The 13,191-nt window shown below is 61.4% G+C and carries 10 protein-coding genes; 7 read left to right on the plus strand and 3 right to left on the minus strand.

The features are described from left to right. Positions 1–10 precede the first annotated feature (10 nt). The gene (locus P3R38_RS04835; RefSeq protein WP_277686874.1) at positions 11–1,885 is read right to left on the minus strand and encodes a methyl-accepting chemotaxis protein; all 1,875 of its coding nucleotides are present in this window, start codon (positions 1,883–1,885) and stop codon (positions 11–13) included. Between the two features lie 168 nt (positions 1,886–2,053). Between P3R38_RS04835 and P3R38_RS04840 the strand changes: the two genes are divergently transcribed. Beyond that, positions 2,054–3,529 carry a helicase HerA-like domain-containing protein gene (locus P3R38_RS04840; protein WP_023378903.1) on the plus strand — a complete coding sequence of 492 codons (1,476 nt, stop codon included), beginning with the start codon at positions 2,054–2,056 and terminating at the stop codon, positions 3,527–3,529. A gap of 109 nt (positions 3,530–3,638) precedes the next feature. Here the strand turns inward: P3R38_RS04840 and P3R38_RS04845 are convergent, their stop codons facing one another. Together P3R38_RS04845 and P3R38_RS04850 are read right to left on the minus strand one after the other, a co-directional pair. After that, entirely contained in the window at positions 3,639–5,111 is a 1,473-nt protein-coding gene (locus tag P3R38_RS04845) for an inorganic phosphate transporter (RefSeq protein ID WP_023378904.1), read from the minus strand. Between the two features lie 313 nt (positions 5,112–5,424). Beyond that, positions 5,425–5,625 (minus strand): hypothetical protein, encoded by a 201-nt coding sequence (locus P3R38_RS04850; protein ID WP_023378905.1) that lies wholly within the window; start codon positions 5,623–5,625, stop codon positions 5,425–5,427. A gap of 536 nt (positions 5,626–6,161) precedes the next feature. Here P3R38_RS04850 and pcaR point away from each other — a divergent pair. The 6 genes from pcaR (at position 6,162) to P3R38_RS04880 (ending at position 13,190) form a co-directional block, all read left to right on the plus strand. Further along, entirely contained in the window at positions 6,162–7,037 is an 876-nt protein-coding gene (gene pcaR, locus P3R38_RS04855; protein ID WP_238346466.1) for a pca regulon transcriptional regulator PcaR, read from the plus strand. 294 nt (positions 7,038–7,331) lie between these two features. Further along, positions 7,332–8,675, plus strand: a complete 1,344-nt coding sequence (locus P3R38_RS04860; protein WP_023378908.1) for an MFS transporter — start codon at positions 7,332–7,334, stop codon at positions 8,673–8,675. Between the two features lie 202 nt (positions 8,676–8,877). Beyond that, entirely contained in the window at positions 8,878–9,738 is an 861-nt protein-coding gene (locus P3R38_RS04865; protein WP_027908101.1) for a CoA transferase subunit A, read from the plus strand. After that, positions 9,735–10,514 (plus strand): CoA-transferase subunit beta, encoded by a 780-nt coding sequence (locus tag P3R38_RS04870; RefSeq protein WP_023378910.1) that lies wholly within the window; start codon positions 9,735–9,737, stop codon positions 10,512–10,514. The genes P3R38_RS04865 and P3R38_RS04870 overlap by 4 nt, the downstream gene beginning before the upstream one ends. Further along, positions 10,511–11,716: a 3-oxoadipyl-CoA thiolase gene (gene pcaF, locus P3R38_RS04875; protein ID WP_277687195.1), complete on the plus strand. Its 1,206-nt coding sequence runs from the start codon at positions 10,511–10,513 to the stop codon at positions 11,714–11,716. Before P3R38_RS04870 ends, pcaF begins: the two co-directional genes overlap by 4 nt. Before the next feature lie 184 nt (positions 11,717–11,900). Further along, positions 11,901–13,190, plus strand: a complete 1,290-nt coding sequence (locus P3R38_RS04880) for an MFS family transporter (RefSeq protein ID WP_023378912.1) — start codon at positions 11,901–11,903, stop codon at positions 13,188–13,190. Position 13,191: the final 1 nt, after the last annotated feature.

Here is a 13,191-nt window from a genome sequence, read left to right on the forward strand (position 1 = left end):
TGGCGTGCGGTCAGATGCGGAACGTGCCGACCAGATGCTTGAGGCGGCTCGCTTGCTGCTCCAGGTCAGAGCATGCACGCAGGGTGGCCTGGAGGTTTTCGACGCCTTCCTGGTTGAGCATGTTGATTTCGTTGATGTCCATGTTGATCGAATCGACCACGGCGGTCTGTTCCTCGGTGGCAGTGGCCACCGACTGGTTCATGCCGTCGATCTCGCTGATGCGCACGGTCACGCTGTCCAGACGCTCGCCGGCCTGGTTGGCGATCTCCATGCTGTCCTGGCTGTGGCGCTGGCTTTGGCCCATGGTCTCCACCGATTCGCGGGCACCGATCTGCAGTTCCTCGATCATGGTCTGGACCTGCTGCGCCGATTCCTGCGTGCGGTGGGCCAGGTTGCGCACTTCATCGGCTACCACGGCAAAGCCTCGGCCAGCCTCGCCGGCGCGGGCAGCCTCGATCGCGGCGTTGAGTGCCAGCAGGTTGGTCTGCTGGGAGATACTGGTGATGACTTCGAGAATCTGGCCGATGTTGACGGTCTTGCTGTTGAGGGTCTCGATGTGCGCGCTGGAGCTGACGATCAGGTCGGACAGGCGGTTCATCGCCTCGATGTTGCGCTCCACTACTTGCTGGCCTTCCTCGGCCAGCAGGCGAGCCGAGCTGGCGTGTTGCGAGGCTTGGGCCGCATTGCCAGCGATCTCCTGGGCGGCAGCACCCAGTTCGTTGATGGCGGCGGCGACGCTGTTGGTGCGGTTGGACTGTTCGTCGGAGTTGGCCATCGACGAGTTCGATGCGCTGATGACCCGAAGGGCTACTTCATTGACCTGCTCGGTGGCCGAGGACACTTCGCGGATCGAGCTGTGGATACGCTCGACGAAGCGGTTGAAGGCGGTACCCAGAATACCGAACTCGTCGTGGCTGTGGATTTTCAGCCGCTTGGTCAGGTCGCCTTCGCCTTCGGCGATGTCTTCCATCGCTCGGGTCATGGTGTGCAGCGGCTGCATGAGTGCGCGGATCAGCAGGCCGAGCAGACCGATGATGATCACCACGGCAACGACCGTGGCGATGACCGCCGAGGTGCGGAAAGTGCTCAGCATGGCGAAGGCTTTTTGCTTGTCCACCGACAGGCCGATGTACCAGTTGGCCGATGGCAGGCCTTTGATCGGCGTGAAGGTCAGCAAGCGCGCCTGACCGTCGGTATCGACTTCGGTCAGTTCACCGGACAGCTTGGGGGTCTTTTGCGGGAACAGGTCCGACAGCGACTTCATCACCAGCTCTTTGTCCGGGTGAACCAGGATCTTGCCTTGATCGTTGACCAGGAAGGCATAACCCATGCCGCCGAAGTTCAGCGAGTTGACGATCCGTACCAGGCCGTCGAGGTCCAGGTCGCCGCCGACCACGCCGACGGAGCCGGAAACCTTGTTGATGATGCCGATGACCATCTTGTTGGTGGCCATGTCGATGTACGGTTCGGTAAGCGTCACGCCGGAGGCGTTCATGCCGTCCTTATACCAAGGGCGGGTACGTGGATCGTAGCCATCGGGCATCTTGGTGTTGGGGCGGACACTGAAACCACCATCGACCTTGCCCAGGTACACGGTCAGGAAGCTGGAGGTCAGGGCATTCTGGCCCATCAAGGTCTCAGCCTTGGCGGGTTCCTGGGCAATGTTCTGTGCCAGATTCTCCACCAGTTTTATGCGACCTTCGAACAGGTTGCGAATGTTGGTCGAAGTGGATTCGCCCATTTCAGCCAGATAATTCTCCAGATTTTCCCGGATCGCATTACGCTGGAGGTAATCGTTGTAGAGGGTGAACAAACTGAAGGCGAGTATCACGATCAGTGAGGCTGCCAATAGGATCTTATGGCTGAAACGAAGGCTTTTGTTCATGGCGTAATCGGTTCCGCTAAGGTTTTTATCGGGCGTTCGCACGAATACAGCAGTCAAACAGTGCAACATCCCGGAAAGTCCTTTTTCGGTTGTTCCTGCTTTGAAGGCGAATATCACATGGGTGTATCGGCCGATTCAGGGTGAAGCTTGAGTAGAGGAAGAGAGAACATGTCGGATTCTTCGCAATTAGTTGTCGGCGCAGGTTTGGATGGCCAGCCCGTCACCCAAGCCATGCGCCTGGCCAACCGTCATGGTTTGGTCGCCGGGGCCACGGGGACGGGTAAAACCGTCACACTTCAGCACCTTGCGGAAGCTTTCAGCGATGCGGGGGTGGCGGTATTCGCGGCCGATGTCAAAGGTGACCTGTGTGGCCTGGGGGCGATGGGGGCCCCGCAAGGCAAGGTAGCCGAGCGGATTGCCGGCATGCCCTGGTTGGGACACACGCCACAGGCTTATCCGACCAGCCTCTGGGATATCGCTGGCCAGTCCGGTCACCCGCTGCGTACCACCCTCAGCGAAATGGGGCCGCTGTTGCTGGGCAACTTGCTTGAACTGACCGACAGCCAACAGGCCGCGCTGTATGCCGCGTTCAAGGTGGCGGACCGCGAAGGCCTGTTGCTGCTGGATCTGAAGGACCTCAAGGCTCTGCTAGGGCATTTGAAGGACAACCCACAATTGCTCGGCGAAGACAGCGCTCTGATGACTGGCGCCTCGACCCAGGCACTGTTGCGTCGGCTGGCCACCTTGGAGCAGCAAGGCGCCGAGGCCCTGTTCGGCGAGCCAGCCTTGCAGCTCGAAGATCTGCTGCGCCCTGACCACGACGGGCGTGGGCGCATTCACCTGCTCGATGCCAGCCGCCTGGTGCATGAGGCGCCGAAGGTGTATGCGACCTTCCTGCTATGGCTGCTGGCTGAGCTGTTCGAGCAACTGCCGGAGCGTGGGGATGCCGACAAGCCTGTGCTGGCGCTGTTCTTCGATGAAGCCCACTTGTTGTTCAACGATACGCCCAAGGCTTTGCAGGACCGGCTGGAGCAGGTGGTGCGGCTGATCCGCTCAAAAGGAGTGGGGGTTTATTTCGTCACTCAGTCACCGGGCGATCTGCCGGATGCCGTGCTGGCTCAACTGGGATTGCGCATCCAGCATGGTCTGCGGGCATTCACCGCCAAGGAGCAGAAGTCGCTACGGGCGGTGGCTGATGGTTTTCGGCCGAATCCTGCGTTCGATACCTTGGCTGTGCTGACCGAGCTGGGTATCGGCGAGGCCTTGGTGGGAACACTGGAGGAGAAGGGCACGCCAGCGATGGTCCAGCGCGTGCTGATCGCCCCGCCGCAGTCGCGGATCGGGCCGCTCACGGCAGCCGAGCGAAGTGCCTTGATCGCCGGCTCACCGTTGCTAGGACGCTATGACAAGCCGGTCGACCGCGAGTCGGCGTACGAGATGTTGAGTCAACGCAAAGGTGAGCCGGTGGAGCCTGCGCCGGTGCCCAAGGTGGATGAAGACAGTTTTGCCGACAAGGCCGGGGAGTTCTTGCAGAGTGCGGCAGGGCAGGCAATCAAGTCGGCGGTGCGGCAAGCGGCCAACCAGTTGGGGCGCCAGCTGGTGCGGGGGTTGATGGGGTCGTTGTTGGGAGGCAGGAAGCGGTAGTGAACCTGCGCCGACCCTTGCGCGGGTAATCCCGCTCTTACTAAGCAGGGGCGGAGAGCAGATATGAAAAGGGCGCCCGAAGGCGCCCCTTTCACATGTGCGGTATCACTTAGCCAATGGCTTTCGACGCCAGCCAGAACAGGCCGGCCGCGAGGCCCATCGAGGCCGGCAGGGTCAGGACCCAGGCCAGCAGGATGGTTTTCACGGTACCGCCTTGCAGGCCGCTCTTGTTGGCAACCATGGTACCGGCGACGCCGGATGACAGGACGTGGGTGGTCGACACCGGCAGGCTGAACACGTTGGCCATACCAATGGCGCAGGCTGCGGTGATCTGTGCCGACATGCCTTGGGCGTAGGTCATGCCCTGTTTGCCGATTTTCTCGCCAACGGTCAGTACCACGCGTTTCCAGCCGACCATGGTGCCCAGGCCCAATGCCAGCGCAACGGCAACGATCACCCAGAACGGAGCGTACTCGGTGGTGGCGGTGAGGTCCTTGCGCAGTTTTTCCAGGTCGGCCTTCTCACGGGCTTCCAGGCCTGGCAGCTTGCCGACCTTCTTGGCCGTGTCATCCAGGCAGAGCAGGTAGCGACGTACTTCCACGCGTTTTTCCGCGCTCAGGTCGCGGTAGTCGGTCACGCCTTGCAGCGAGGTCTGCAGTGCCGCGATGGTGGGTTCGGTCTGCTGGGGGTTGCAGCTGAACTGTTCCGGCAGGTCGCTGGCCTTGGCCTTGCCCAGCGCCAGGAATTCGCCCAGGGTCGCGGCGTTGCGCTGGTAGAACTGGCTCATGTGCAGGGTGGCGTCGCGGGTACGCTCGATCTGGTAGGTCGTGCTGTTCAGGTCGAGGACGAATTTGGCCGGGACGATACCGATCAGGACCAGCATGATCAGGCCAATGCCTTTCTGGCCGTCGTTGGAACCGTGCACGAAGCTCACGCCCATGGCCGAAATAACCAGCACCAGGCGGTTCCAGAAGGGGGGGTGTTTCTTGTCGTCGAGCTTGCGACGCTGCTCGGGCGTCTTGTGCATCTTCGACAGCGGGCGCCACCATTTCAGTCCGATCAGGACCAGGGCTGCCACGGCGAAGCCCGCCATGGGCGAGACCACCAGGGACATGGCGATGTCGATCGCCTTCTGCCAGTTGACGCCGTCACCCAGCGGAATGTCGTTGATCAAGGCATTGGCCAGGCCCACACCGAGGATCGAGCCGATCAGCGTGTGCGAGCTGGAGGCGGGGATGCCGAAATACCAGGTGCCGAGGTTCCAGGTGATGGCCGCAGCCAACAGCGAGAAAACCATGGCCAGGCCATGCCCGGTGTTCACATTGATCAGCAATTCGACTGGCAGCAGGTGCACGATGGCATAGGCCACCCCGACTCCGCCGAGCAAAACGCCGAGGAAGTTGAACACGCCGGAGAAGAATACGGCGAGGTGCGGCGGCATGGCTTTGGTATAGATGACGGTGGCTACCGCGTTGGCGGTGTCATGAAAGCCATTGATGAACTCGAATGCGAGCACGAATGTCAGCGCGAGCAGCAAGCTCACCAACACCCAGGCATCCAGTCCGCTGAATAAATCGATCATGAAGGTTGTCTGGCGGTCAAAGGGGGCGCGATTATGCCAGAAAACCTTGGCAATCGATGCACCTGCTGCTGACCGATGGCAGTCATTCTCGACCTGGGTTCGGACGCCGAAGCCGTATTCCAGGCAGATTAATGGCGCCTAAAAGTCGTGAAAACCCTGTAATTTCGGCAAATTATCAAAAAAAGCAGTGCGGCCTCCCGGTTCAAACGGTCGTATGAAATTTGTGTAATTCCATTTCATCCCCGATCTCCCGGTAAAGATCGCCCGCGCCCTGGCCTTTCAGCCTGCGGCGCGGATGCCAAGGATCGGACGCTCAGGATTTCTCGCTGCGCAGTTCCTTTTCCATCTTTTCCAGTTCATGGCTGAAGGCTTGGTCTTGCACGGTGGCTCGTTTACGCCAGGGTTTGCGTTCCGGATCCGGTTGGGCGGCGTAGGTTGTAACTTCCCCGCCGTAAACTTCCTTGTAACGTTCAGCCTGGCGCTCGAGTTCCGCGCGCAGTTCATCTTTCGTCACAGTAATACCTGAATGAGTTGGTTACCTGTTTGTTGTTTGCCAGGTGCGTTGCGTCCACGCGGGTATCGCCTGTCGACGCTCTGGGTATTCGCCGAAAGCGCATGGAACAGCGGAAGGCGTGAATCAGCAGCCTGAGTGCTGGCGATTGGATAAGCATGACCCCGGTGAAGTCCATGACCGCGTCTCGATCCGGGCCAGCAGAATCGATTATAGCAACCGTTAATTCGTCGAACAGGGTTATTTACCCAATACTGACATCGCCTACGCAAGTTGTTGTCGCGTTCGCCACGAAGTGCCGGGGTTCGATGTTGGAACAACAGAAGCGGAAGTCGGTGTTGCAAGAGGATAATGAAAAACGGCCTCGCGCGAGGCGAGGCCGTTGCCTGGGGACTTCTACGGTGGGTACCTGACCAGTCTCTCCAAAGAAGCCACATGTGGCAGGAGAAAGGTATAAGCAAAAGTGTCAGCGGTCAATTGCGATTATCGGCCGTTCGTTCGATAATCGCACGAGCGAGCGATTTTTTTAGAGGTGTGCGATGAGCGATGAAACCCTGGTCAATGAGTCTGCCCACGCAGAGCCGGTGCGTGGTGCCGCTCCCTCGTTGGCACCACCGATCGTGGCTTCACCGGCCAAGCGGATCCAGGCGTTCACGGGCGACCCTGACTTCATGACCTCACTGGCGCGGGGACTTGCAGTGATCCAGGCGTTCCAGGAGCGCAAGCGCCACCTGACCATCGCCCAGATCAGCCACCGTACCGAGATTCCACGGGCTGCCGTTCGGCGTTGCCTGCATACCTTGATCAAGCTGGGGTATGCGACCACCGACGGGCGCACGTATTCATTGCTGCCCAAAGTGCTCACCCTTGGGCATGCCTACCTGTCTTCGACGCCGCTGGCCGTTTCGGCGCAGCCTTATCTGGACCGCATCAGTGACCAACTGCATGAGGCGGCCAACATGGCCACGCTCGAAGGTGACGACATTCTTTATATCGCGCGTTCGGCAACGGTCGAGCGGCTGATCTCGGTCGATCTGTCGGTAGGTGGGCGGTTGCCGGCCTATTGCACGTCGATGGGCCGCATCCTGCTGGCTGCGCTGGACGACGCCAGCCTCAGGGAGTACCTGGAACGGGCGGACCTCAAGGCGCGTACCAGTCGCACATTGCATGACCCCGATTCATTGTTCGCCTGCATCCAGCAAGTGCGTGCCCAGGGCTGGTGTGTGGTGGATCAGGAGCTGGAACAAGGGCTGCGATCGATTGCAGTACCCATCTATGACGCATCGGGTCAGGTGCTGGCTGCCTTGAATGTCAGCACCCACGTGGGCCGCGTCAGTCGCAGCGAGCTGGAGCAGCGGTTCCTGCCGATTCTGTTGGCCGCCAGCCAAGACCTGTGCCACCAGCTTTTTGGCTGAGGCGAGGCGTGGCAGCGTTTCCTGTTCGATAAACGCACAGTGTCGTTGCTGGTCAATTGCGCAGTCCCAAGGCGCTGATTAATGTCTCTCGCAACGGTCGGCTTTGCCGACCGAACAAAAACAACACGAGAGATACCTTGATCATGAACACTGTCGCTTCGCTGCTGCGGCCGCACCCGCACGCAGTGCCCTCGTATCCAGGCTGATTCCAGCCGCACTCCACCGACTTTCGAATACGTTGCTCGTGCCTCGCGTGCAGTGGTTTGTCCGTGCCCATCATTCTGGATAACAACAATGAATCAACCGCAATCTGTCGGGAACAGCCTCGACGTCCAGTCGTTCATCAATGAACAGCCTCTGTCCCGCTTTCAGTGGCGGGTGGTGATCCTCTGCTTCCTTATTGTCTTCCTTGACGGCCTGGATACAGCCGCCATGGGTTTCATCGCGCCGGCCTTGTCCCAGGAGTGGGGCATCGACCGCGCCAGCCTTGGCCCGGTGATGAGTGCGGCGCTTATCGGCATGGTGTTCGGGGCCCTCGGCTCGGGGCCTTTGGCTGACCGCTTCGGTCGTAAAGGTGTACTGGTGGGGGCCGTGCTGGTGTTCGGCGGCTTCAGCCTGGCTTCGGCCTACGCCACCAATGTCGATCAGTTGCTGGTGCTGCGCTTCCTGACCGGCCTGGGTCTGGGGGCAGGCATGCCCAACGCCACCACCTTGCTGTCCGAGTACACCCCCGAGCGCCTGAAGTCGCTGCTGGTGACCAGCATGTTCTGTGGCTTCAACCTGGGCATGGCGGGTGGTGGTTTCATTTCCGCCAAGATGATCCCGGCCTACGGCTGGCACAGTCTGCTGGTGGTGGGTGGTGTGCTGCCTCTGCTGCTGGCCTTGGTGCTGATGATCTGGCTGCCGGAGTCGGCGCGTTTTCTGGTGGTGCGTAACCGGGGCACCGACAAAGTGCGCAAGACCCTGGCACCGATCGCCCCTGCGGTGATCGCTCAGGCGGCCAGCTTCAGTGTGCCCGAACAAAAAGCGGTAGCTGCTCGCAACGTGTTTGCAGTGATCTTCTCCGGTACCTATGGCGTCGGCACTTTGCTGCTGTGGCTGACCTATTTCATGGGCCTGGTGATCGTGTACCTGCTGACCAGCTGGCTGCCCACACTGATGCGTGACAGCGGTGCCAGCATGGAACAGGCGGCCTTCATTGGTGCTTTGTTCCAGTTCGGCGGCGTGCTCAGTGCGGTCGGGGTGGGTTGGGCCATGGACCGCTTCAACCCGCACAAGGTCATTGGCATCTTCTACCTGCTGGCCGGCGTGTTTGCCTACGCAGTGGGGCAGAGCCTGGGCAACATTACCTTGCTGGCCACACTGGTGCTGATCGCAGGTATGTGCGTGAACGGTGCGCAGTCGGCGATGCCCTCGCTGGCGGCGCGCTTCTACCCGACCCAAGGCCGTGCCACCGGGGTTTCGTGGATGCTGGGCATCGGCCGTTTCGGCGCGATTCTGGGTGCCTGGAGCGGTGCGACCCTGCTGGGCCTGGGCTGGAGCTTCGAGCAGGTACTGACTGCCTTGCTGGTGCCCGCAGCGCTGGCGACGGTGGGTGTAATCGTCAAAGGGTGGGTGAGCCACGCGGACGCGACCTGATCCTGGCCGGCAAGCGGGTGTCTGCGGGGCGTTGCAAGCCCCGCGTGAGCCCGGCTTGCTGGCGATGAGGTCTTGAGAGACAGAAGGTTAGCCTGGCAACAAATTGTTCGATAACCGCACAAATAGTCGATTATCGGATTGTGGCCACCCACCAGTCTCCTTAATCTGAGTTCAACGTAGCACCCTGACCAGGAGTCTCCCCATGGCTGCAATCCTCCCGCTTCACGAAGCTGTGAAGCAGTTCATTCAAGACGGCGATACCGTCGCGCTCGAAGGCTTCACCCACCTGATCCCGACCGCCGCTGGCCACGAGATCATCCGTCAGGGCAAGCGCGACCTTACCCTCGTGCGCATGACCCCGGACCTGATCTACGACCAGCTGATCGGCGCCGGCTGCGCCAAGAAGATCATCTTCTCGTGGGGCGGCAACCCAGGTGTCGGTTCGCTGCACCGTCTGCGTGACGCGGTCGAGAAGCAGTGGCCGCACGCGATCGAAATCGAAGAGCACAGCCACGCCGACCTCGCCAACGCTTACGTCGCTGGTGCTTCCGGCCTGCCATTCGCGGTGCTGCGTGCCTACGCCGGTTCCGACCTGCCGAAGGTCAACCCGCTGATCAAGAGCGTTACCTGCCCGTTCACCGGCGAAGTCCTCGCCGCGGTACCGTCGGTGCGTCCGGACGTCACCGTGATTCACGCGCAGAAGGCCGACCGTAAAGGTAACGTGTTGCTGTGGGGCATCCTCGGCGTCCAGAAAGAAGCCGCCCTGGCCGCCAAGCGTTGCATCGTCACCGTCGAAGAAATCGTCGATGACCTGCAGGCACCGATGAACGCCTGTGTCCTGCCGACTTGGGCGCTGAGCGCAGTCTGCCTGGTACCGGGTGGCGCACACCCGTCCTATGCCCATGGTTACTACGAGCGTGACAACCGCTTCTACCAGGATTGGGACCCGATTGCGCGCAACCGCGAGTCGTTCAGCGCCTGGATCGACACTTATATCCGTGGCACCGCTGACTTCAACGAATACAAGGCCAAGCTGGCCAGCTCCTCGGAGGCTGCACAATGAGCTACTCCACCTCTGAAATGATGACCGTCGCCGCTGCCCGTCGCCTGCGCAACGGCGCTGTCTGCTTCGTCGGCATTGGCCTGCCATCCAAGGCTGCCAACCTGGCTCGGCTGACCTCCTCGCCAGACGTGGTGCTGATCTACGAGTCTGGCCCGATCGGTGCCAAACCGAGCGTACTGCCGCTGTCGATCGGTGACGGCGAGCTGGCCGAAACCGCCGATACCGTGGTGCCGACCGGCGAGATCTTCCGCTACTGGCTGCAGGGTGGTCGTATCGACGTGGGCTTCCTCGGTGCCGCCCAGGTGGACCGCTTCGGCAACATCAACACCACCGTGGTGGGTGACTACCATGCACCCAAGACCCGTCTGCCGGGTGCGGGTGGCGCGCCGGAAATTGCAGGTTCCGCCAAGCAAGTACTGATCATCCTCAAGCAGTCGACCCGTGCCTTCGTCGACAAGCTGGACTTCATCACCTCGGTCGGTCACGGCGAGGGTGGCGATTCGCGCAAGCGCCTGGGCCTGCCAGGTGACGGCCCTGTCGGGATCATCACCGACCTGTGCATCATGGAGCCTGAAGCTGGCACCAACGAGTTCGTGGTCACCTCGATTCACCCTGGCGTCACCCGCGAGCAGATCGTTGCCGCCACCGGCTGGGCGATCCGTTTCGCCGACGATGTGCAGACCACCAGCGCACCGACCGAAGTCGAACTGACCGCTCTGCGCGACCTTGAAGCCCGTACCGCCGTGGCCCATGGCCAGGTGGCAGGAGAAGCCTGATGCGTGACGTATTCATCTGTGACGCCATCCGCACCCCGATCGGCCGCTTCGGCGGTGCCCTGGCCGGTGTGCGTGCCGACGACCTCGCCGCAGTGCCGCTCAAGGCGCTGATCGAGCGCAACCCGTCGGTACAGTGGGACCAGGTCGATGAGGTGTTCTTCGGCTGCGCCAACCAGGCTGGCGAAGACAACCGCAACGTGGCGCGCATGGCGCTGCTGCTCGCGGGCCTGCCCGAGAGCATTCCCGGCGTCACCCTCAACCGTCTGTGTGCTTCGGGCATGGACGCTATCGGCACCGCCTTCCGCGCCATCGCCAGCGGCGAAATGGAGCTGGCTATTGCTGGCGGCGTCGAGTCGATGTCGCGTGCCCCGTTCGTCATGGGTAAGGCCGAGAGCGCTTACTCGCGCAACATGAAGCTCGAAGACACCACCATCGGCTGGCGTTTCATCAACCCGCTGATGAAGAGCCAGTACGGCGTGGACTCGATGCCCGAGACCGCCGACAACGTCGCCGACGACTACCAGGTATCGCGTGCCGACCAGGATGCGTTTGCCTTGCGTAGCCAGCAGAAGGCCGCAGCGGCCCAGGCTGCCGGCTTCTTCGCCGAGGAAATCGTCCCCGTCCGCATCACCCACAAGAAGGGTGAGACCCTGGTCGAGCAGGATGAACATCTGCGTCCGGAGACCACTTTGGAAGCGCTGACCAAGCTCAAACCGGTCAATGGCCCGGACAAGACCGTCACCGCTGGCAACGCGTCGGGTGTCAACGACGGCGCCGCAGCCCTGATCCTGGCGTCGGCCGAGGCAGTGAAGAAACATAGCCTGACCCCACGTGCTCGAGTGCTCGGCATGGCCAGCGCCGGTGTGGCGCCCCGTGTCATGGGCATTGGCCCGGTACCGGCAGTGCGCAAGCTCACCGAGCGTCTGGGTGTGGCGGTTGGCGACTTCGATGTCATCGAGCTCAATGAAGCGTTCGCCAGCCAAGGCCTGGCGGTGCTGCGCGAGCTGGGTGTGGCCGATGACGCGCCGCAGGTCAACCCCAATGGCGGCGCCATCGCCCTGGGCCACCCGCTGGGCATGAGTGGTGCGCGTCTGGTCCTGACTGCGCTTCACCAGTTGGAGAAGAGCGGTGGGCGTAAAGGCCTGGCGACCATGTGCGTGGGTGTAGGCCAAGGTCTCGCCCTGGCCATCGAACGGGTCTGACCCGTACCGGCGCTATTGCCGGCAAGTCGGCTCCTGCAGGGAACCACGCAATCCTTGTGGGTGCCGGCCTGCCGGCAATAGGGCCGGTAGCTACGACACAAGGCCAATTGCCAGCCTCCGTGCGGAACGAGTGTGTTACTAGGTATGTCTAGAATACCTATGACCCTCCAGGAGTAAACACACCATGACCTCAGCCTATTACACCGGCGAAGAGCGCAGTAAACGCATCTTTGCCATTGTCGGTGCCTCTTCGGGCAACCTGGTGGAGTGGTTCGACTTTTACGTCTACGCCTTCTGCGCGATCTACTTCGCGCCGGCTTTCTTTCCCTCCGATGACCCCACCGTGCAGCTGCTGAACACCGCTGGCGTGTTCGCTGCCGGCTTTTTGATGCGGCCCATCGGTGGCTGGATCTTCGGCCGCCTGGCCGATCGTCATGGCCGCAAGAACTCCCTGATGATTTCGGTGCTGATGATGTGCGCCGGTTCGTTGATGATCGCCTGCCTGCCCACATACGCCAGCATCGGCACCTGGGCGCCGGCGCTGCTGTTGCTCGCGCGCCTGATCCAGGGCCTGTCGGTGGGTGGCGAATACGGCACCACTGCCACCTACATGAGTGAAGTGGCGCTACGAGGCCAGCGTGGTTTCTTCGCCTCGTTCCAATACGTAACGCTGATTGGTGGCCAACTGCTGGCGGTGCTGGTAGTGGTCATCCTGCAGCAACTGCTGAGCGAGGATGAACTGCGTGCGTGGGGCTGGCGCATTCCGTTCGTGGTCGGTGCCATTGCCGCCCTGGTCTCGCTGATGTTGCGCCGTTCGCTGGAGGAAACCAGCAGCGCCGAAACCCGCAAGGACAAAGACGCCGGTACCATCGCTGGGTTGTTCCGCAACCACACCGCAGCGTTCATCACCGTGCTGGGCTACACCGCCGGTGGTTCGCTGATCTTCTATACCTTCACCACGTACATGCAGAAATACCTGGTCAACACGGCGGGGATGAACGCCAAGAGCGCAAGCTTCGTGATGACCGGCGCGTTGTTCCTGTTCATGATCCTACAGCCGTTCTTCGGCATGCTCTCCGACCGAATCGGTCGACGTAACTCGATGCTGCTGTTCGGCGCTTTGGGCACCCTGTTCACCGTCCCGCTGCTGATGGCGCTCAAGACCGTGACCAGCCCGTTCGTGGCCTTCGTGCTGGTGACGCTGGCCCTGTGCATCGTCAGTTTCTACACCTCGATCAGCGGCCTGGTGAAGGCCGAAATGTTCCCGCCGCAGGTGCGTGCGCTGGGTGTGGGCCTGGCCTATGCGGTGGCCAACGCCATGTTCGGCGGTTCCGCCGAATACGTTGCCCTGGGCTTGAAAACCATGGGCATGGAGAACACCTTCTACTGGTACGTGACGGCCATGATGGCAGTTGCCTTCCTGTTCAGCCTACGACTGCCGAAGCAGGCAGCGTACCTGCATCACGATCATTAAG

Source organism: Pseudomonas sp. NyZ480 (genome assembly GCF_029537255.1).
GTDB classification, from domain to species: Bacteria; Pseudomonadota; Gammaproteobacteria; order Pseudomonadales; family Pseudomonadaceae; genus Aquipseudomonas; species Aquipseudomonas taiwanensis.